This window comes from Carboxylicivirga sediminis (assembly GCF_018156225.1).
In the GTDB taxonomy this organism is placed as follows: domain Bacteria; phylum Bacteroidota; class Bacteroidia; order Bacteroidales; family Marinilabiliaceae; genus Carboxylicivirga; species Carboxylicivirga sediminis.
This window is the reverse complement of sequence record NZ_JAGTAR010000026.1, coordinates 1-18,938: the sequence shown is the minus strand read 5'-3', so window position 1 is coordinate 18,938 and position 18,938 is coordinate 1. Positions and strand designations below refer to the sequence as shown.

At 42.0% G+C, this 18,938-nt stretch carries 23 protein-coding genes; 10 read left to right on the top strand and 13 right to left on the bottom strand.

Annotation, left to right across the window (positions count from 1 at the left end; all coding sequences use genetic code 11):
- The first annotated feature begins 80 nt into the window (after window positions 1-80).
- A protein-coding gene (gene prfB / locus KDU71_RS15770) for a peptide chain release factor 2 (RefSeq protein WP_212192057.1) occupies window positions 81-1,179 on the top strand; the annotation gives its coding sequence in 2 pieces (ribosomal slippage) (window positions 81-143 and window positions 145-1,179; 1,098 coding nt in all).
- Between the two features lie 50 nt (window positions 1,180-1,229).
- Window positions 1,230-1,571 carry an arsenate reductase (glutaredoxin) gene (gene arsC / locus KDU71_RS15765; protein WP_212192056.1) on the top strand — a complete coding sequence of 114 codons (342 nt, stop codon included), beginning with the start codon at window positions 1,230-1,232 and terminating at the stop codon, window positions 1,569-1,571.
- Window positions 1,572-1,673: 102 nt separating this feature from the next.
- On the opposite strand, the gene KDU71_RS15760 is transcribed toward arsC, so the two are convergent.
- Window positions 1,674-2,696, bottom strand: a complete 1,023-nt coding sequence (locus KDU71_RS15760) for a DUF4097 family beta strand repeat-containing protein (protein ID WP_212192055.1) — start codon at window positions 2,694-2,696, stop codon at window positions 1,674-1,676.
- A gap of 251 nt (window positions 2,697-2,947) precedes the next feature.
- Between KDU71_RS15760 and KDU71_RS15755 the strand changes: the two genes are divergently transcribed.
- The 5 genes from KDU71_RS15755 (at window position 2,948) to pheS (ending at window position 7,559) form a co-directional block, all read left to right on the top strand.
- Window positions 2,948-3,301 carry a hypothetical protein gene (locus KDU71_RS15755; RefSeq protein WP_244828522.1) on the top strand — a complete coding sequence of 118 codons (354 nt, stop codon included), beginning with the start codon at window positions 2,948-2,950 and terminating at the stop codon, window positions 3,299-3,301.
- Between the two features lie 24 nt (window positions 3,302-3,325).
- Window positions 3,326-4,141: a peptidylprolyl isomerase gene (locus tag KDU71_RS15750; protein ID WP_212192054.1), complete on the top strand. Its 816-nt coding sequence runs from the start codon at window positions 3,326-3,328 to the stop codon at window positions 4,139-4,141.
- Between the two features lie 102 nt (window positions 4,142-4,243).
- Window positions 4,244-5,047, top strand: a complete 804-nt coding sequence (locus KDU71_RS15745; protein ID WP_212192053.1) for a peptidylprolyl isomerase — start codon at window positions 4,244-4,246, stop codon at window positions 5,045-5,047.
- An 18-nt stretch (window positions 5,048-5,065) separates the two neighbouring features.
- Window positions 5,066-6,379: a peptidylprolyl isomerase gene (locus tag KDU71_RS15740; RefSeq protein WP_212192052.1), complete on the top strand. Its 1,314-nt coding sequence runs from the start codon at window positions 5,066-5,068 to the stop codon at window positions 6,377-6,379.
- A gap of 160 nt (window positions 6,380-6,539) precedes the next feature.
- Window positions 6,540-7,559, top strand: a complete 1,020-nt coding sequence (gene pheS, locus KDU71_RS15735; RefSeq protein WP_212192051.1) for a phenylalanine--tRNA ligase subunit alpha — start codon at window positions 6,540-6,542, stop codon at window positions 7,557-7,559.
- Window positions 7,560-7,663: 104 nt separating this feature from the next.
- Here the strand turns inward: pheS and KDU71_RS15730 are convergent, their stop codons facing one another.
- Complete coding sequence (locus KDU71_RS15730; protein WP_212192050.1) at window positions 7,664-8,080, bottom strand: OsmC family protein; 417 nt, start codon at window positions 8,078-8,080, stop codon at window positions 7,664-7,666.
- 111 nt (window positions 8,081-8,191) lie between these two features.
- Here KDU71_RS15730 and KDU71_RS15725 point away from each other — a divergent pair, with 111 nt between their 5' ends.
- Window positions 8,192-8,899, top strand: a complete 708-nt coding sequence (locus KDU71_RS15725; protein WP_212192049.1) for a Crp/Fnr family transcriptional regulator — start codon at window positions 8,192-8,194, stop codon at window positions 8,897-8,899.
- Between the two features lie 61 nt (window positions 8,900-8,960).
- Here KDU71_RS15725 and larC read toward each other — a convergent pair whose 3' ends face one another.
- From larC to KDU71_RS15710, 3 genes are all read right to left on the bottom strand, one after another.
- A complete protein-coding gene (larC, locus tag KDU71_RS15720) occupies window positions 8,961-9,749 on the bottom strand; it encodes a nickel insertion protein (protein ID WP_212192048.1) in 789 nt (262 codons plus the stop codon).
- A gap of 75 nt (window positions 9,750-9,824) precedes the next feature.
- Window positions 9,825-10,505 (bottom strand): DUF2461 domain-containing protein, encoded by a 681-nt coding sequence (locus KDU71_RS15715; protein ID WP_212192047.1) that lies wholly within the window; start codon window positions 10,503-10,505, stop codon window positions 9,825-9,827.
- Between the two features lie 72 nt (window positions 10,506-10,577).
- On the bottom strand, window positions 10,578-10,748 hold the full coding sequence (locus KDU71_RS15710; RefSeq protein ID WP_212192046.1) for a hypothetical protein: 171 nt from the start codon (window positions 10,746-10,748) through the stop codon (window positions 10,578-10,580).
- Window positions 10,749-11,299: 551 nt separating this feature from the next.
- On the opposite strand from KDU71_RS15710, the gene KDU71_RS15705 reads away from it, so the two are divergent.
- Both KDU71_RS15705 and KDU71_RS15700 read left to right on the top strand, forming a co-directional pair.
- The gene (locus KDU71_RS15705) at window positions 11,300-11,572 is read left to right on the top strand and encodes an endonuclease domain-containing protein (protein WP_212192045.1); all 273 of its coding nucleotides are present in this window, start codon (window positions 11,300-11,302) and stop codon (window positions 11,570-11,572) included.
- Between the two features lie 283 nt (window positions 11,573-11,855).
- Entirely contained in the window at window positions 11,856-12,575 is a 720-nt protein-coding gene (locus KDU71_RS15700) for a 2-C-methyl-D-erythritol 4-phosphate cytidylyltransferase (RefSeq protein ID WP_212192044.1), read from the top strand.
- Window positions 12,576-12,645: 70 nt separating this feature from the next.
- Here KDU71_RS15700 and KDU71_RS15695 read toward each other — a convergent pair whose 3' ends face one another.
- The 8 genes from KDU71_RS15695 to KDU71_RS15660 all read right to left on the bottom strand — a co-directional run bounded on the left by KDU71_RS15695 (window position 12,646) and on the right by KDU71_RS15660 (window position 17,947).
- Entirely contained in the window at window positions 12,646-13,068 is a 423-nt protein-coding gene (locus tag KDU71_RS15695) for a hypothetical protein (protein ID WP_212192043.1), read from the bottom strand.
- 88 nt (window positions 13,069-13,156) lie between these two features.
- Window positions 13,157-13,762, bottom strand: coding sequence for a hypothetical protein (locus tag KDU71_RS15690; RefSeq protein ID WP_212192042.1), 606 nt, complete (start codon window positions 13,760-13,762; stop codon window positions 13,157-13,159).
- Window positions 13,763-13,926: 164 nt separating this feature from the next.
- A complete protein-coding gene (locus KDU71_RS15685) occupies window positions 13,927-14,520 on the bottom strand; it encodes a hypothetical protein (RefSeq protein ID WP_212192041.1) in 594 nt (197 codons plus the stop codon).
- A gap of 36 nt (window positions 14,521-14,556) precedes the next feature.
- Complete coding sequence (locus tag KDU71_RS15680; protein ID WP_212192040.1) at window positions 14,557-15,126, bottom strand: toll/interleukin-1 receptor domain-containing protein; 570 nt, start codon at window positions 15,124-15,126, stop codon at window positions 14,557-14,559.
- A 6-nt stretch (window positions 15,127-15,132) separates the two neighbouring features.
- On the bottom strand, window positions 15,133-15,630 hold the full coding sequence (locus KDU71_RS15675; RefSeq protein WP_212192039.1) for a TIR domain-containing protein: 498 nt from the start codon (window positions 15,628-15,630) through the stop codon (window positions 15,133-15,135).
- A 10-nt stretch (window positions 15,631-15,640) separates the two neighbouring features.
- Window positions 15,641-16,264 carry a hypothetical protein gene (locus tag KDU71_RS15670; protein ID WP_212192038.1) on the bottom strand — a complete coding sequence of 208 codons (624 nt, stop codon included), beginning with the start codon at window positions 16,262-16,264 and terminating at the stop codon, window positions 15,641-15,643.
- Window positions 16,265-16,296: 32 nt separating this feature from the next.
- A complete protein-coding gene (locus KDU71_RS15665) occupies window positions 16,297-16,896 on the bottom strand; it encodes a toll/interleukin-1 receptor domain-containing protein (protein WP_212192037.1) in 600 nt (199 codons plus the stop codon).
- A gap of 673 nt (window positions 16,897-17,569) precedes the next feature.
- Window positions 17,570-17,947 (bottom strand): HU family DNA-binding protein, encoded by a 378-nt coding sequence (locus tag KDU71_RS15660; protein WP_244825160.1) that lies wholly within the window; start codon window positions 17,945-17,947, stop codon window positions 17,570-17,572.
- Window positions 17,948-18,938: the final 991 nt, after the last annotated feature.

The window sequence follows — 18,938 nt, the reverse complement described above, 5'->3', positions numbered from 1 at the left end:
GTGTCTTCTAGCTACAAACTACTGACCACTGAATGGAAACTAAAGAACTATTAGTACCTTTGTGTCTTTAATTTTTGAACATGATAACACAAGAAATACTTAAAGATTTAGCAGGACGCGAGTTAGCGTTAAGGAGGTATCTTTGACATCGATCGTAAGAAGGTTGAAATAGAAGAAGAAGAGCTGCGCTCGCAGGCTCCTGATTTTTGGGACGATGCCCAAAAGGCAGAGCTTCAGATGAAAAAACTGCGCGAACTTAAAAGCTGGGTAAACGACTACGAAGAAGTAGCCTCAGCTGTTGAAGATTTACAGGTACTATTTGATTTTCATAAAGCAGGCGAAGCTGATGCGGATGACGTAGACCAGCAGTACGAGCTGAGCAAAGAGCTCCTGGAAAAGCTGGAACTGAAAAACATGCTGCGCCGCGAGGAAGATAAAATGGGTGCCGTACTAAAAATCAATGCTGGTGCAGGTGGTACCGAAAGCCAGGACTGGGCGGAGATGCTTATGCGCATGTACATCCGTTGGGGTGAATCTCACAATTACAAAATTAAGGAGGTGAACTACCAACCAGGCGATGAGGCTGGTGTTAAAACTGTGACCCTTCAGTTTGAGGGCGATTTTGCCTATGGTTACCTGAAGAGTGAAAATGGGGTTCACCGCTTGGTGCGCTTATCACCATTTAATGCGGCCAATAAGCGCATGACCTCATTCACATCTGTATTTGTTATTCCTCTCATAGATGATACCATTGACATTGACATCAATCCCAGCGACATCACCTGGGAAACCTTCCGCTCTGGCGGTGCAGGTGGTCAGAATGTGAACAAGGTGGAAACAGGCGTGCGTTTGCGACATGCGCCATCGGGTATTGTGATTGAAAACACCGAGTCGCGCTCACAGCTGGGCAACAAAGAAAATGCCATGCGCTTGCTGAAATCGCAGTTGTACGAGATTGAGTTACGTAAGAAACTGGAAGAGCAAAATAAGGTGGAATCACAAAAGAAGAAGATTGAGTGGGGCTCACAAATACGCTCGTATGTGATGCAGCCATACAAGCTGGTGAAAGATGTGCGTACCAATCATGAGACATCAAATGTACAAGCCGTAATGGATGGCGATATCGATGGTTTTATCAAGGCCTACCTGATGGAGTTTGGTGCCGAAGAGGTTTTTTAAACAATTGCTGATACCTAACAGTTAAATAGTTGCATTAAAATTCAAAAAGTATGATTACGATATTACATAATCCAAGATGCTCAAAAAGCCGTGCAGGTGTTGCATTGCTTGAAGAAAAAGGTGTTGAATTTGAAATTCTTAAATACCTCGACGATCCATTAACGCCGGATGAACTGGAAAGTATCATTGAAAAGCTGGGCATCAGTGCACATGATTTGATTCGCAAAAACGAAGAAGTGTACAAGAATGAATTTGCCGATAAGGAGCTAACCGACGAGGAGTGGGTTCTGGCCATGCTGGAGCACCCGCGTTTAATCGAGCGTCCTATTGTAGTCAATGGCGACAAAGCGGTTATTGGCCGCCCAACAGAAGTGATTGAAACCATCCTGTAAACCAGGATATTGTTTGATAATATAAAAGCCGATTAGTGATGCGCTCACTAATCGGCTTTATTTTGAATACAGCCGGTCAAAACCGGCCTCTGAACCGTTTCCTTATCTGTATGATTGACTGCCTGAACTACTGGTACCTGTTATCTTAATAGGCCCGCGGTCAATAATCAGTTTCTTACGTCCGCTACTGCCCTTGGCACTCAGGCTACCCGATGAAGCTGTTAAGGCAAAACTTAATTCCTCGGTGTCGTTGGTCAGATCCATGGATACACTGCCCGATGATGACTTAAAGGTGGAGTTACCAGTCAGTTTAATATTACTGCCGCGCTGACTGCCGCTGGTAGATGACAAGTTAACCGCACCGGTTACATTGCTCAGGCTTAAGCCGCCTGATGAAGTACCAGCTTTTACATTGCCTCTTACATCACTGATTTTAACACTTCCCGATGAAGCTTGTGCATACAGGTTACTGCCAATAGAACTAACCGACTGACTACCCGATGAGGTCGTTACATCGGCTTCACCTTCTACACCTTCTACTTTTATGCTGCCACTGGAAGCTTTGGCTTTCAGGCTTCCACCAATAGCCATGTGCTTTTGACCACCCGAAGAAGTAGTGGCACGCACATCACCTGCTATATCAGCAGTTGAAATACTTCCCGATGAAGCGGATATAGTCAGGTTAGAATCGATGTTTTCGGCTTTTACACTTCCACTTGATGCCTCTAGCTTCACCATTACCTGGCCAATGTTTGAGACGTAAACACTACCACTTGAGTTCTCTACATCGATATTGGTATTGGTCGGCACACTCAGTTCCAGTTTACCTTTTACATTACGTAATGAATTCGGACGGTCAATCCAAACGCGTAAGGTACCACCACTCACATTGTGGCGTATCTTCACATCATATTGTTTCGAACCATTTACTTCTCCAGTCAGGTGCACATCATTGCCACTGCCACCGTTTATGCGAACACCACAAAACGAGCCTTCTACTTCCACAGAGGTAATATTACTATAGGTTTCATCCACCTTATCAATGACATCCTGTGCCTGTACAACCGGTAACAGCATCAAGGCGGCTGCAAACGCTAAAAAACTTCTTCTAATTACTTTCATCATAGTATATTTTGGGTAAAACATTTACTTATGTATAGGGCGCAACATTCCCTACAAAAAATAGGACGCTCACTTATTCGAAGAAGTTACAACTAAACCAACATTTTATCGAGTTTTATTCTGATTCTATTAGTTTAAACGATACAACACTTAAACATCTGCGCTGCAAACTCAACTTTTTACAGCAGGTGTTGTTAGCTTTCAACAGGTCGAAAAGCACTTGTGCATTACGAGCGATTGATTAATTTTGAAACATGGCAGAGATGACAACTGAAGAATTTGAGCAAGAATGGGATAAACTGATCCTGAAAGTCAGTAAGCACTTTAAAGTGAGTGCCGAATACGAATTTATACTGTTTGTATTGGGCATACAGGAAATGGGCTGGGGCTTCCGCGAATTTTCAAAAACCGAAAAGATGGACCTCATCAACGTAGCCCGCTGTCGCACATTGGTGCGTCAGGGCATTATTAAGGAAACAGGTATAGATGCCGATGGATTCCCGATATTTGAAAGCAGCCCCAAACTGAAGTCCATGATGCCTTCTTACCAAAACCAACTCATTAAAAAGGGACTCATTGAGTACTTTAAAAATGTGGAATTTGCATAAACAAATTGAACTAACAATATTAATATGAAACATCTACTATCAATCGCTCTGGCTATCATCGTCTTGTCTGCCTGCAGCACTCAGCCCAAAGAGGGTGTTATGTTGCTGATGGAAACATCAAAAGGCAATATGAAAATAAAGCTCTATGATGAAACGCCTCAGCACCGTGATAACTTTGTGAAACTGGCCGAAGAAGGCTTCTACGATTCTCTGCTGTTCCATCGTGTTATCAATGAGTTTATGATTCAGGGTGGTGACCCCGAATCGAAAGGCGCTGCAACTGGTGCTATGCTGGGCAATGGCGGACCTGGTTATCAGGTACCTGCTGAAATCAACTACCCCGCCCTTTTCCATAAGAAAGGTGCATTGGCAGCAGCACGCACCGGCGATAATGTGAATCCTGAACGTAAATCATCGGGCTCACAATTTTACATTGTTCAAGGCAAAACCTATAACGACGAAGGATTTACTGCCATTGAGAAGAGTTACGAAGACATGAAACGTCAGCAGCTTTTTTATCAAACTTTGGAGGATTATAAAGATACGCTTCAGGTATTACAGCAGGCCGGTAACCAGCAAGGTTTTATGGATATGCGTGTATTGATTGAGGAAGAAGTAGAGAAAAAACTGGCCAATGAACCCAAGCAAACCATCCCGGAAGAAGTAAAAGAAGTGTATCGCACGGTTGGTGGTGTGCCTCACCTCGATGATAATTACACGGTGTTTGGTGAAGTGGTTGAAGGACTGGATGTGATTGATTCCATTGCAACAGTGAATACTAACCAGATGGATCGTCCACTGGAAGATGTTTACATTGTAAAAGTTAAGGTATTGAAGTAAATCCTGAATTAATCAGATGATAAGACCTATCCGGTAGCTGAACGCATTGTTTCGGCTACCGGATTCTTTTTTTATATCTTGCAGGTTCAAACAGTTTTAGCAATGCACAGACTACTTTTTGTTACTATAAGCGTATTATATTTCTCACTGATGAATGCCCAGGAGCCGGTGTACTATGTTAATATCTCCACCAACATGGGCAACATGAAGGTGAAACTCTATAACGAAACACCTAATCATCGCGATAACTTTCTGAAGCTGGTGGGTGATCAGCATTTTAACGGCACCTTGTTTTATCGGGTAGTAAAAGGCTTTGTTATCCAGGGCGGCTCATCCGATTCGCGCAATGCCGCACCAGGCAGGGCCATTGGCTATGGCAAAGCCATTAACATAGATGCCGAATACCACGAAAATTGTTTCCACAAACGCGGAGCCATTTGTGCCCCACGCCAACCCGAAGAAGTGAACCATTTCAAGATGTCGGATGTATCGCAGTTTTATATTGTGCAGGGCCGCAAATACACCAATGAGGAATTGGACATGATTGAAAAGGCAACTAATAACCCGATTAAAATTGAGCTAAAAAGGCAATACTATCTGCCTCACAAAGAAGAACTGGCGCGACTCAAAAAAGAAGACCCCAAGGCATTTAACAAGCTGCTGCGCGAAATAAAGGATAACATCAACTTTCATTACAGCATTTCCGATAAAATTGAGTTTTCGGAACAGCAACGCCAGCAATACTCAAGCATTGGCGGAACACCTGAGCTGGATGGTGACTATACGGTATTTGGCGAAGTGGTAGAAGGCCTGAGTGTGATTAATAAAATTGCCTCATTGCCGGTTGATAAAAATAACCGTCCGCAAACCGACGTGACTATTAAAGTAAGCATTGTAACCCAGTAAAAAGAAACCAGTCAACACATGCAAGACCTAAGATCTATCAATCCAATACGTCTTAAGCAAATATATAAACTGCTACTATGCCTGATGGTAGCCAGCCTGATGGCTTGTAATACCAATTCACGAAAAGAGAAAGCCATTGATACATTCAAGGGTTCGTACCAGGATAATGTGAAGGGCATTGTCAGCCTGCGCACCTTCGACCACTATACACGCCGCCTCAAAGATGGCTATGGCTTTTATGTAGCTCCTAACCTGGTGGTGACCAACCTGAGTTTTGTTCAAGGCGCCTATAAAGCAAAAGCCTCCCCTATGGATCTGGAAGATTTCTCCTCGGTACAAGGCTATGTGGCCTACGATGTGGATTTGGACCTTGTGCTTCTTAAGGTGACCCGTCGTAACCTCAACTACCTGAGCCTTAAAGATGCTACGTTCAAAGCTGATTCGGTTTACCAGCTCTACAGGAATAACCGTAAACTCTATTTCAACGAAGATGCATTGGGCACAGGCATTGTTAGTGATACCATCACCTATAAACCATATGATGGTGAGTTTAAACCAGGTAACCCGGTATTTGCCAAAAGCCATCGCCTGGCAGGAATGGTGCAGGAAACAGACGATAGTAAACGGGTATTGGAGGCCAAATGGATCAACCAGCTTATAGAGCAAAAGTCATCCAGCCCCGAATCGATATACGAGCTCCGTAACAAATCCAATAAGGTGTACATCTCGCACACCAAAGTGAAAGGCTTTCGCATCATCACCAACATGGGCAATATTGAACTGGCCCTATCGGACCAAACACCTGTTTACCGCGATAACTTCATTAAGCTGGTGAGTGACCATTTTTACGACAGTCTGCTGGTGCACCGCGTCATCAAAGATTTTCTGGTACAAACGGGTGCGGCCGACTCCAAATATGCTAAAAAGGACGATGTAGTAGGCTGGCAAGGCCCGGGCTACACCTTAAAGATGAACATTGTACCAGAACTCTTTCACAAAAGAGGAATGATAGCCGCCTCCAAACTTCCGGAAGATCGCAACCGGCATAACCGCAGCGATGGCTCACAGTTTTACATTGTAGCCGGCCGCCGCTTTAGCGATGCCGAGTTGGATGATTTAGAAGCTGAGAAAGGCATTAAGTACACAACTGCACAACGAAAATCCTACACAACAGTTGGCGGTGCCCCCTACCTCGATGGTGACTACACCGTGTTTGGCTGGGTAACCAAAGGCATGGATGTGGTAGATAAGATGGCAGGTGTTAAAACCTATGCCATTGACCGGCCGGTAAATGAAATACGTATCAAAACCATTGAGATAATCAGGAAATAGCTATCATGGAAGACCATTTGACAGACTGTTTCTATTATTGCTGATTATCGGTCATGAGCTTATCCGAACTACCAGGCGAAAAAAGAAACACAATATACATCCGTCATCCCAATCGTTTTATTAATTTTGCAAGTCGCTATACTAAAGTAATTAAACAATCATGTTAGATAGAATCAATCAATTAGCTGAAGAGATTAAGAGCCTGGCTGCATCAACAGCAGAGGAGGCTGAGCAACTAAGAATTAAGTATTTAAGTAAAAAAGGGTTGGTTTCTCAGCTGTTTGATGAGTTTAAGACGATTCCGAACGAGCAAAAGCGCGAAGTTGGTAAAGTACTGAATGTACTGAAGACACAAGCATTGGATAAAATCAATGAGCTGAAGGAAGGCTTTGCGTCCAACGGACAGGGAGAGTCAGGTGCTGACCTTACATTGCCTGGTACCTCTTTTGAACTGGGAAGCCGTCATCCGCTTTCAATTGTTAAGAACGAGATTGTTGATATTTTCGCCCGCTTAGGCTTTACTGTTGCCGATGGACCGGAGATTGAAGATGATCACCACGTGTTTGAAGCGCTTAATTTCCCGCCAGAACACCCGGCACGCGATATGCAGGATACCTTCTTTATCGCCACCAACCCGGATGTACTGTTACGTACGCATACCTCATCGGTGCAGGTGCGTGTGATGGAAAAGCAACAGCCGCCCATCCGTGCTATCTTCCCCGGACGTGTATTCCGTAACGAAGCTATCTCGGCCCGTGCTCACTGTATATTCCACCAGGTAGAAGGCCTGTACATTGATAAGAATGTATCGTTTGCCGACCTGAAACAGACCCTACTGTATTTCTCTAAGGAGCTGTTTGGAGCAGACACCAAGATTCGCCTGCGTCCGTCGTACTTCCCGTTTACTGAGCCTTCGGCTGAAATGGACATTTCATGTTCATTATGTGGTGGCAAAGGCTGTAACGTATGTAAATATACAGGCTGGGTAGAGATTCTAGGATGTGGTATGGTGGATCCGGCCGTACTTGAAGCCAGTGGCATTGACAGCAACGAATACACTGGTTTTGCCTTTGGTATGGGTATCGAGCGTATTACCATGCTGAAGTATCAGATTAAGGATATCCGACTATTCTTCGAAAACGATAAACGCTTCCTCGACCAGTTTAAATCGGCCGAGTAAGTAATCAATAAAATAGCAAAAACCCCTGTTCTTTTTGAGCAGGGGTTTCTTGTTTTGTTAGCCTTCTAAGGCGCAGAAATTGATGTTTAATAACATTTTTTAAACTATTCAACCACTCTAATTTCGGTTGTAACCGGTATGGCTTTTTTATAAAGGGCCGATACACCACAATACCTTTCTTCCGACAAGTTGACCGCTTTTTCCAATTTGTCCATTGGTAAGTCCTTGCCTTTGAACTCATAAATCACGTGCATCTTTTCGTAATACTTAGGGTGTTCCTCAGTCATATCACCCTCTACAATTATCTGTAAATCTTCAACTTCCACACGCATCTTCTTAAGTATCGACACCACATCCATACCCGTGCAACCAGCCAAAGCCGTTAACATAAGTATCTTCGGGCGAGGTCCCTTATCCTCTCCCCCGTTCTCTTTTCCGGCATCTAAAACTAATTTATGACCGAATAATTCTGTTTCCCAAGACATGTTACCTGTCCACTTAATGCTCGTTGATGTTTTCATGTATTTAACTATTTAGATATTTCAAATATAGTAATTATCTGACCTTTTTATATCTTTGCCATCAAATGATGACATTTATCACTTTTTTATTCATTCAGTTGTAGTCAAGTTATGAAAAATATTCAAAGTGTCCCTTTCAGCGACGAGGTAGATTTGCTGTCATATGAAATATTCAGCGGTTTAACGGAAGAGGAATTAGACTCTTTGACGCAGTCGATGAGCTGCACCCTGCACAAACGCGGTAATATTCTTTACCACGAGGGTAGTCGTATCAATGGTGCCTATGTAGTAATCAAAGGGATCTTGAAGATTTACAAGACCGGTTTTGACGGGAAAGAGCAGATCATACGATTTGCAAAAGATGGCGATTTAATTGGCTTTAGATCGGTTGTGAGTGATGAATTGGCGTGTACAACGTCCAAAGTAGTAAATGATGCTGTGCTGTGTTATTTACCATCAGAAGTACTTACCAGCCTGATTAAGGTCAACCCTGAGTTTGCCATGTCGTTGATGAAGCTGACTTGTCGTGAGTTGGGCGAGTCGAACAAGTTCTTAACCGACATTGCCCAAAAGACAGTGCGTGAGCGCTTAGCCGAAGTGTTATTGCTGCTTATGGATACCTTCGATTTGGACGAGGACAGCACACTGCAGATCTCATTAACACGCGAAGAACTGGCCAATATGGTGGGTACCGCCACCGAATCGGTGATTCGTTTGCTATCGGAGTTTAAATCAGATAAGCTGATTGAGCTGAACGGTCGTAAGATTAAGCTGATTAATATACCGAAGCTGATTAAGATTGGTAACGTGTATATTTAATCAGTAGAGACTAGCATAAAATATAACGCCTGAGTTCGGATGAGCTCAGGCGTTTCTTTATCTATGCCAATTGTATTTTTAACGGGGGTATCGGAAAATCCTTGCCGCCCCTTGAGGTCCCTTCCTTAATAATAGGCGCTCCATTGTGGGCACTTAACTGCGCATCCAGGGCCGCCAGTAAGGCCGAGCCCGTTGGTGTGCACAATTCCTTTTCGATGGGTCCCATTGAACCCGGCATTTTATAGGTATCAAAAATTATTTTTGTAGCCGGGGCCGGTACCGGCAGATGCCCATGCGAGAAGGTAATATGTCCGCCACCAAAACTCACCGGGTTGAGCAGACTCGCACTGGTAGGTGCACTAAGCAGCTGCAGTCCCATGACCGCACCGGTGATGTCAATCAATATATCCTGGGCCTCGTGCAGGTAGGCATCTTCGTGATGCTCATGATGATGATCGGTGTCGTTATGATGATGGTGATGATGCGCATGGATATGGTCGGTGAGGAAAGAGTTCTCTTTATGAGCTTTTATCTCGGCCTTAACCAGCACATCCAGGGCCTTGAACCCAAACTGCCGGTATGTTTCAGTGATTCCGAGCTCCTCAAAAATATCCTCAAGTAAATGATAGGCTTTATGGCCCGACAAATGCCCGTGATTATGGGAAATATCTATATGCAGACGATGGGCTCCATCGTGTGTGAGTGAAGTAGAAATGCTGGCTTTCCCTATTTTCTCAGCCGCCAGCCGCATAGCGTGCAGCATCTGTTCCTCATTAGCGCCAGCCGAAATAAGAGCGGCTGCAAACATATCTCCGGCAATACCGCCTGTTGCGTCAATTAATAGTTGCATATCGTTTTAAGCTTTAGCTATCAGCCACAATTGTTAGCTGTATTATGTTTTAATCTGTTTAGCACATTTACCGGCTTAGATGATGATTTCATCTTCTTCGGCCTCAATACCCCGGTTGATAAACGTATTGTGCGGTTCCAGCACCTGAATAATATGGCGCACGTGATCAGCTGCACCCGCACCGGTCAGTTCCTCATCAGCAGCGGCATGCAAGGGTGCAAATGACTTGTATTTAAGCAGCTCAATATCTTCAAAATCCTTCGGAAAACCTTTGGGTGCCATCTTCAGCTTATCCTCAAACATCTCGGGAAACACCTTTGTAAAAGTCTTATGGTGGATGATGGCCTTGTACTCATCGGCAAAGTTGTATATCTCACGTCGGATGGCCTTAAGCACATCGGCCGGCGGACAGTAGCTGCCACCCGCCACCATACTGGCACCCGGCTCTACATGCAGGTAATAGCCTGCCAGGGTACTCTTACGGCCACCCTTTGCCACAAAGCCTCCCATATTGGTTTTATAAGGAGTTTTATCCTTTGAGAAACGGGTATCGCGATAAATACGAAACACGCATTCCTTGGGTGATAATTCTCCTACGCTGGGATCGATGGTGTGCACGATTTCAATAAACTGCTGCATCGACTGCTCAAAAGACGCTTTAGCCTCGTTAAAAAAAGCCTTATTGTCGTTAAACCAATCGCGGTTGTTATTGGCCTTAAGCTGCGTCAGGAAATCAAATACTAAAGGGTCTACCATATCTCGGGTTTTAGTTGATGAAGATGCAAAATACAAAATTAGTTTAGAGTAGTTAAGGGAGAAGTCACGCTTTTATTCGAAAAGGACTTCTAAACTGATTTCCCCCTTGGAGAAGGGGGAGAAGTCGTTCAGATTGATGGTAAGAAGGTAGCCGGGGATTGACGCATCAACAATACAAAAGATTACATAAACAACTATCTCAAAATCATCCTGAAGTATATGGTCATAGCCATGAATATCCATTTCATTTTCTTCTTGATAAGAAAACGAAACAAAAGAATCAAGTCAGACAAACACCTGCCCTCTCTGTTCCTGTTGGGTACTTCTAATAAAAGTACGGTCATCTATCGAAGACAAAAGCAAGCTCCTTTTAAGAAGTACATCCAACAGAAACATTCACTCCACCGCCGGCCCCATTGTCTGACAGGCCCACGCACTGTCGAAACCGTGATTTGTGATAAGGTTGGTTAAACGAATGACCTCCGCAATAGGACTTATAATTCCCCCATCGGCTTGCAGCCACTTCCCCCAGGGGAAGATATTTATTAGCAGCTTTTATTTTACGTCATGTTCATCCATGCTCCCCTTGGGGAGCTGTCCGCAGGACTGAGGGGGCGTTGCACAAAATGCATTTGTTTTATTAAACAATATTGTAGATCTTTTTTTTTATGGAAAAGGCATCGAAACAAAATGACTGGCATTATAACCCATATTTGACTGAAAGAGCAAAGCATTTACGACGCAATTTTACAAAGTCAGAAGCATACCTATAGAAGTTTGCCTTAAGAAATAGCATGATGGGCGCTAAGTTTCTCAGACAACGCCCTGTACTGAATTATATAGCTGATTTCATGAGTCGCGAATTGCTTTTAATCATCGAATGTGACGGTGCATCTCATATGTTGGAAGGGGCAGATGGACGGGACGAGCTTCGGGATAAAGCACTTGAGAACGTTGGTTTTAAAATTCTTCGTTTTGCTGATGATATGGTGATTGATAATTTATCGCTTACGCAGAGTATAATTGAGCAAACAGTCAAGGAGCGAAAGGCAGAGTTGGGTTTATGATGTTTTCCCCCATCGGCTTACAGCCACTTCCCCCAGGGGAAGATTTTATTCGCTGCCTGGCTAATGTTGTTTAACAGATTTCCCCCTTGGAGAAGGGGGATGAGTTGTTCAGATTGATGGTAAGAAAGTAGCCGGGGGATTGACACCTCTTTAGACACGCCACCCAACAGTAACCTCAACACAAGCTAATTCAATCAAAGCCATAAAAAACCCTTGTGTTATTAACAAAGGCACATTAAATTTGACGCAGGGAGAAAATTAAAAACTTTGACCCCATGGACGAATGACAAACTATGCTATTATTGTTGCCGGTGGCAGCGGCACACGTATGGGAAGCGCCATTCCCAAACAGTTTCTTGAGATTAACGGTCTGCCGGTTTTAATGCACACCATTAACACCTTTCACAATTTCGATGCTTCGCTACAACTAGTACTGGTACTGCCCGAGGACCAGATTGCTTATTGGCAAGACTTGTGTCAAAAGCACAGGTTCAGCGTGGCGCATGCCATCACACCTGGGGGTGCTACACGCTTCGAGAGTGTGAAGAACGGCTTGCAACTGGTGAAAGAGCCGGCCCTGGTGGGTATACACGATGGGGTACGGCCATTTGTGTCGCCCGATACCCTGAAACGCTGCTACCACCATGCCAAAGCCTTGGGCAATGCCATACCGGTGCTGGATGCCTTTGAGTCCATCCGGCAGATAGAAGAAGACTGCAGCAAGGCCCTCGATCGCTCAACCATTAAGCTGGTGCAAACGCCGCAGGTGTTTCATACCGACTGTCTGCTTCCGGCCTATAATCAACCTTATACGCCCCTATTTACCGACGATGCCTCGGTGGTGGAGGCCTATGGCCGAACCATTCACCTGGTAGCCGGCAACCGCGAAAATATAAAGATTACTACCCCCTTTGACCTGGTGCTGGCCGAAGCCTTTATTAAAGCCGGCTTTGAAGAAAGCAAGGAAGAGGAGGAAGATGAAGTGCCTATGAATAATGCCTGACAGACACGTGTCAGATTAATTAACCATACAACTTAAAAGGCGATTAGCTTGCTGTTCGCCTTTCTTCTGTTTACAGTAAGGACTTGATGGCTATCGTGATCAGGAAAACAATGAATAATAGAAAGTAAATAATAATACCGCCAACGCTGTATTCCATTATTTCCCTTCGTTCTCTGATGTTATTACCCGAGTACACCATTTGCAAATCGCGCTCATTGAGGTGCTTATGATTACCATTGATAAGGGTATAAGCCGAGAAAGGCACCACAATACAAGCCACTTTAAAAAACCAATGCAGGGGTTTATTCTCCTGCTCTTCTTTCATCCGCTTGTAGTATGCATACTGCTTTTTTGCCCTGTTAAGCTCTTCATCGCTCAGCTTACGCCGTTGTATTTCGGCCAGTAAATGTTCTTTTTCATGAGCATCGGCTTTCTCAAGCCGAATTAGCAACTGCGTTAGGTTGATTTGCTCTATGTTTTTTTCAACAATCATATTTTTACAGTATTTAGCCTCTACCCCTGTTAGGGTTAAGCTTTAATAAGCACTTCATACGGGCACATACAATAAAGGTAAATGCTTGTTACTGCTCCAACACCTCTATGGCCTCTTTATACAGCCCCGACAAGCTTATTTCCTGACCGGTTAACTCACGTAGACGCAATTGCAGCTGCACCAGGGTGCGATCGAGCTTGGTAATGTCATTGGACTCGGCAGCGAATAGGTAATCTAATAGCTGGATGGTAGTGCGATCGAGTAGAATGGTCTGTAAATCGTATACCAGGGTGAGCTGCTGGATGGTTTCAAAATCAAACTCGGTGATGATGCCGGTGGCCCTGGCCGATTCCCAGGCGGTATTGGTGAGAAAGGCATCAATCAGCACTTCATTGTTGGTGAGCACCCCCAGGTTAAGGTAATCGTATTGCTGCAGCTCGGCCTTCAGGCTGTCGGCCTGGCCCTCAATAACGCTGGTGAGGCGCTGCTTTATGGCAGTATGCTTCACCTGCCAGTTGGCCAGTATGGCCTGGTTAGCGCGCAGCTCCTTAAGGATGCTTTCCTGTGCAATGGTTTTCTTTTGATGCGTGCGGTAGTCGTCAAACGACTGATTTATAAACAGGGCAAAGAGCACACTAAAAACAATGAGCAGTCCTTCGCCAATGTATTTTTTAAGATTTGAGTTTATTTTCATAGATGTGTTGTGTGAGGGTGTTGGGGGTTAATTAATGGTGGAAACGGTAAATTATATGGGCAGTGGTAGATTACGCGCCACTATACTGTCAAATGGCATCGTAGCTTCAGTGGGCTACAATCCGTGATATTCATCACTTTACCTGCCATTGCTTGTGCAAAATGCTATGAACTGGGCTTATTCTTTTTTAATTCATCAAGCATTGGGAAATTATCAGTCTCGGCATTTCTAACATATTTTCTTATTTTTTCAGCTTCTATGAAATAATTCTCTATTTGCTTTTCCTCAGTTTCACCAAAACTTTGAGGTCTATCTAACAGTCTTCTATATAAATCATAAAACTCAGATTCTCCATGTCTAAATGCTTTAAAATTGTTTTCAATTTTCAAAGCTCTGTGAAACCCAACAAGAATAGCCGTATGGCTCGATATAATTGTTAAGAATAGTTTTGAGCTATCACTTTCTATAGTTTGCGTGATAATCGGGATTAAAATAGAAATTGGGAGTGACCATATTAAAGTATAATAGTGAAACCTTTTATTCCACTCTGATTTATTTTTCCAAAATAATAAAGTCCCTTGAATTCTGGAATAATGAGCTTCAAGCAATGCTTTATTTCTATCAGAAAAATGATTACATGATGAAAATGAATCACCTCCTGGTTTAAGGTTGATTTTCTTTAGTATGGCAGTTAAGACTGGAAGAAAAGAAAGAATTGCAATCGAAACATAAACCCATATAATAAGTTCCCAATTCATAAAGTTTTCGTTAATCGTTTAATTGACTCCTTAAGGTTAATTTCCAATCCATTCGGAGAAGGATATTGTTTGTCCATTAGGTTTTCTAATACCAATTTGGTTAATCGAAAGTTCTTCAAGATTATCTGTTTCAAGTACCATTTCTGGATATAATTGCAGATATTCATTTCCTTTCCAATTTCCTGATTTACTTTCGATCGGCAATATAGCAAGTTGATTTGCTTTTAAGGAATCCGCAATTCCAAGTTCCCAATTACACCACTTTGAGCGCAAACCATGATATGTTGCTAGAAATAAAAAGTTATTGCACTCAGAAATTTTGGTTTTTATTTGAGCTGCAGTTTCAATATTTGTTGATTCAGGAAGTGTCTTATCCATCCAATCGACATATAGTTCAGTATTAATCTTTTCAAATAATAAGCCCATCTTCATTACGATTGTTTTATCTAAATGGCTATGGGATAGAAAAATTGAATGCTTTGATAAATCACTTTGTTTCTCGAAACGCTTACGCTCAAGTATCTCACCAAGATGTTGCTTACCAATTGACTTTACCTCCTTTCGATAAAAATCAGATAGGTTGTTTTGGGTGATATTCCTTTTCATAAATCCCTAATTATCTTTTCTTATTTGAATTGCTTCTTCTATCCAATCGTCAATATTGGCAGCTATATATGAATAAACGCCTTTGCTTGATTCTCTCGGTGGGTCATAAGCTTTAGCTATTGATGATAGTCTTTTGCCTGTTGGTCCATGAGTTACATAATATAAAGGATTAGAACCTTTGGAAGATTGCCTACATAGAACATCTGTAATTTTATGGATAAAAATAACTAAAACTCCCATACCTTTATTCCAAGATTCAACGATTTCATGGTTTATCCATTTCCGATTTGCAGTATTAGAACCTGTTAGAATAATGGTACAGGTTCTACCTATCATCTGAGAAGATATCCACTCCTTAATTTTTTTATCGCCACCTCCTGTTATTGTTTCCCAATCATTATCTTTTGCCGGTTTGTTACCCTCTACTGTACCTATATTTCTAATCTTCGAAACTCTCCAATTGTCAGGTTTATAGTGAAAACTATAAAAACATTTTCTTGCCATAGTTTGTGGGTTATTTACTTCTAGTTAATGAGTCTGTGGAATTTTTCGATGGATAGATGTTGTTTATTATTGTTGGAGGCTCAGCGTTTAAATTCACATCAAATTCTTTCGGATTAATTGTAGTTTCAACCTTAATAATTTCAGATTTATTCTGATTGAAGTGATTAAATACAACTGATATAATAATAGTAATTGCTAATAATGTAATATAAAAGCTCAGGATTGTTTTTGAAAAAAGTACATTAACCCAAGTGTTGTCCTTCCATATTTTGAACTTTTTAAAATTCATGTCAAATTCATCAATTACACCATTTTGCACGTTTGAAGAATTTGCGTTAAACTTCTCTTTTAAAGTTTTTCCTGTAGGTAACTGAAAAGCTCCTTTTGAGACTGAACTATATAAATCAACGAAGCATCTTTCATTCGATAAATAAAAGGCATCTAATCCCCAAAACATTAGAATTGGCACTAATGCTAATAATACTAAGTAGGTTTCTTTAATTGTTCCTGATAGTGCGTATAGTGCGGCAGATATTGTTATTGTCCACCCTTTTATAAGGAATGAATTGGAATTATGTCTATTTATTATCCCTTGAATGAATTCCAGATGTTTTATTTTATTATCATTTGCCATCTTTATAAATTTTAACGATTCCTATAACAAATTTACGATGTTTCTTTTAACCAATCTCGTAATGGTGTAATCCATTTTATACCCTCCTTGTCACGAGGTTTACAATAGTAATATCCTCTTGGGATTACACCACCATTGTTACGATAATGAGTAGTTCCATCTCTATATTCAATTACTGGATATATTTGTAAATATTCATTTCCTTTGAAATTATGGTCATAAGTGCCTTTTTCTTTAATCGGAAGTATAGCTATGTTTTGAATGTATTTATGAGTATCTCCTATTCCTAATTCCCAATTACACCAATATGATTCAATAGCTTTATCTGTTGCTAAAAGAATAAATTTATCACAGAATTTAATTACTTCTTTTATTCTTTTTGCAGTGTCCCCAGAAGTTTGATTAGGCATTCTGTTATCCATACTGTCAATATACACTTTAGCACCATGTTTTTGCAAAGTTCCCATGAAACCTCTCATGTCTTTAAGGTCGTCATGTTTGTGGGATAAAAAAACGGTCGGTTTTGAAGTATATTCTGAGCTAGCACTAAATGTTCTAATGTTTTTTAGTGATTCATTTACAGTTGATTCCTGTATTATACTACTATCAAAATGTCCTCTTTCAAAAAGCATATTCCTCTTTTATTAGATTTTTAATTTGTGAATGGGTTTCAACCTTCTCATAACTATACGTTAGACAACATTAATACTCCATACCATACCAATACAGCACCATCACGCACTTCCGCACGTCTCCCTAAAATTATCCTTTACTATTTACCGCCCCTGTTATCGATTCTCATACTCACCAGGCAGTGAGGGGCAGCTGTTTTCCGATTAGCAAATGCTAAAATAGCCTTTTCGCTTAGAAATACATTATTATGTTGATAGAATAATTGAATATGGTAAGCAATGGGGGAAAAATGGGGTTTAGAGTTGAGGGTTGAAAATTGATGAGTTTATGGGTTGAGGGTTGAAAAGTTGATAATGGGGCTGGTTGCTTATGCGTTTGTTAGTGCATTGCCTTAACATTTGATTATCTGCCTCTTACCAACTTGCAAGCTGAAAAAGTAACTCTATACAAATCGTTTCATCTAAAAAGGTTAAACCTTTTGGTCGCTTCCCTTAAACCTTTTCACCTAAAAGGTTTAAGCTTTTGGGGCAAAAGGTTTAACCTTTCCAGCGTAAAGGCTTAACCTTTTTACTGCTTTCCTTAAGGGCTTTTTACCAAAGGGTTAAAAGCAAAAGCATCCTGCCAGCCATAGACTGCAACAGGATGCCATTTTTGTACAGTTTGCGAACCTAATTATTCCTTTTCAAATTTGGTTTGCGTCATTTTCTCTTTGAGCTCAACAGCCGGACGAAATCCAACGCTAACAGCCGAAATGTTATTAACAGTGGCGTCGGCTTCGTTTTCAACGCCTTCGCTTTTAACACGAATGCTCAAAGTACCAATTTCGTTGAGAGCCACATTATAACCTTCGGTAAGGTAGTCGCCAATCATATCGCTTAAGATGGTTAATGCTGAGCGCACATCGGCTTTACTCAGCGATGTTTCACGCACTATCCTTTCCTCTATCTTAGCACGGCTAATGGTGCCTTTGCGGATAGGTTGCATGTAAAACTTCGACTCAGTTCGGTTTTGTGGGTTGATTTTCGACACCACTTTACACTTAATACTCATTGTAAGTAATCATTAAAATTCTATCTTGCAAAAGCTCCGCCGGCTTCCTCTCCCCATCCGCGTGTGCAAACCTGGTAGGTTGATGACCAGCCGGCGGTTTACTTTCGAAGACTTATGATAAAAGTAGTTGTCTTTAGCCATTTGTGATTAAACCGGCTCCCATAAAATCCAATAAATTTGTTTAACTGCACATCATTACTGATAAACGTATTGTTTTACAGGATAAACCAACTACCTGCGTGCGTATACTAGCTTGAATAAATGCACGTTAAAGAGATATTCAATTTAGTTGATGCTGGTATTTACTTTGTTTGATTGAGGTGCAAATGGTGATATGGATGGATATAATGTTTAATAAGCGTCCTTAAGCCGGACGGGCTGCTTCTTTTTGCTTGATAAAAAAGAAGCCAAAAAATCAAGACTGCGTTACCGAGGTATAAGACTACCTTTCTCGTGGGTATCTCTCAACAGAGAATCTTCGTCAATCAATCCCCCTGTTTCTTATATAGAAAATACCTCTATAACTCATCCCCCTTCGCCAAGGGGGAAATCCATTTGTGCTAGTGAAAACCTGGTTAATGGCTTTTATTGCATAAATCAAAACCGTGTTTTGACTGTGCGGGTCTGCTGGAAGAGCGGCATTCCCCCTCTCCCTGCGGGTGTCTCCCCAAGGGGAGAATTGGTTTGCATCCAGGAACAATTCACATTAACCAGGCTGCCACTAAAAATCTTCCCCTGGGGGAAGTGGCTGTAAGCCGATGGGGGAATCCATTTGCACTAGTGAAAACCTGTTTAATGGCTTTTATTGCATAAATCAAAACCGTGTTTTGACTGTGCGGGTCTGCTGAAAAGTGGGGCATTCCCCCCTCTCCCTACGAGTTGACGTATTGTCCTCAAGCCGGACCAATGTCATTAAGTTAAGGGTTTTTCGTACCGTTAAACACCTCCAGATACTACCCCAAACCCCTAAAGGGGCTTACCCTGCGCGCTG

Bases quoted from the DNA above. Each gene is read 5' to 3' on its own strand.
- arsC (WP_212192056.1), top strand. From the start codon at position 1,230: ATGATTACGATATTACATAATCCAAGATGCTCAAAAAGCCGTGCAGGT.
- KDU71_RS15760 (WP_212192055.1), bottom strand. From the start codon at position 2,696: ATGATGAAAGTAATTAGAAGAAGTTTTTTAGCGTTTGCAGCCGCCTTG.
- KDU71_RS15755 (WP_244828522.1), top strand. From the start codon at position 2,948: ATGGCAGAGATGACAACTGAAGAATTTGAGCAAGAATGGGATAAACTG.
- KDU71_RS15750 (WP_212192054.1), top strand. From the start codon at position 3,326: ATGAAACATCTACTATCAATCGCTCTGGCTATCATCGTCTTGTCTGCC.
- KDU71_RS15745 (WP_212192053.1), top strand. From the start codon at position 4,244: ATGCACAGACTACTTTTTGTTACTATAAGCGTATTATATTTCTCACTG.
- KDU71_RS15740 (WP_212192052.1), top strand. From the start codon at position 5,066: ATGCAAGACCTAAGATCTATCAATCCAATACGTCTTAAGCAAATATAT.
- pheS (WP_212192051.1), top strand. From the start codon at position 6,540: ATGTTAGATAGAATCAATCAATTAGCTGAAGAGATTAAGAGCCTGGCT.
- KDU71_RS15730 (WP_212192050.1), bottom strand. From the start codon at position 8,080: ATGAAAACATCAACGAGCATTAAGTGGACAGGTAACATGTCTTGGGAA.
- KDU71_RS15725 (WP_212192049.1), top strand. From the start codon at position 8,192: ATGAAAAATATTCAAAGTGTCCCTTTCAGCGACGAGGTAGATTTGCTG.
- larC (WP_212192048.1), bottom strand. From the start codon at position 9,749: ATGCAACTATTAATTGACGCAACAGGCGGTATTGCCGGAGATATGTTT.
- KDU71_RS15715 (WP_212192047.1), bottom strand. From the start codon at position 10,505: ATGGTAGACCCTTTAGTATTTGATTTCCTGACGCAGCTTAAGGCCAAT.
- KDU71_RS15710 (WP_212192046.1), bottom strand. From the start codon at position 10,748: ATGGATATTCATGGCTATGACCATATACTTCAGGATGATTTTGAGATA.
- KDU71_RS15705 (WP_212192045.1), top strand. From the start codon at position 11,300: ATGATGGGCGCTAAGTTTCTCAGACAACGCCCTGTACTGAATTATATA.
- KDU71_RS15700 (WP_212192044.1), top strand. From the start codon at position 11,856: ATGACAAACTATGCTATTATTGTTGCCGGTGGCAGCGGCACACGTATG.
- KDU71_RS15695 (WP_212192043.1), bottom strand. From the start codon at position 13,068: ATGATTGTTGAAAAAAACATAGAGCAAATCAACCTAACGCAGTTGCTA.
- KDU71_RS15690 (WP_212192042.1), bottom strand. From the start codon at position 13,762: ATGAAAATAAACTCAAATCTTAAAAAATACATTGGCGAAGGACTGCTC.
- KDU71_RS15685 (WP_212192041.1), bottom strand. From the start codon at position 14,520: ATGAATTGGGAACTTATTATATGGGTTTATGTTTCGATTGCAATTCTT.
- KDU71_RS15680 (WP_212192040.1), bottom strand. From the start codon at position 15,126: ATGAAAAGGAATATCACCCAAAACAACCTATCTGATTTTTATCGAAAG.
- KDU71_RS15675 (WP_212192039.1), bottom strand. From the start codon at position 15,630: ATGGCAAGAAAATGTTTTTATAGTTTTCACTATAAACCTGACAATTGG.
- KDU71_RS15670 (WP_212192038.1), bottom strand. From the start codon at position 16,264: ATGGCAAATGATAATAAAATAAAACATCTGGAATTCATTCAAGGGATA.
- KDU71_RS15665 (WP_212192037.1), bottom strand. From the start codon at position 16,896: ATGCTTTTTGAAAGAGGACATTTTGATAGTAGTATAATACAGGAATCA.
- KDU71_RS15660 (WP_244825160.1), bottom strand. From the start codon at position 17,947: ATGAGTATTAAGTGTAAAGTGGTGTCGAAAATCAACCCACAAAACCGA.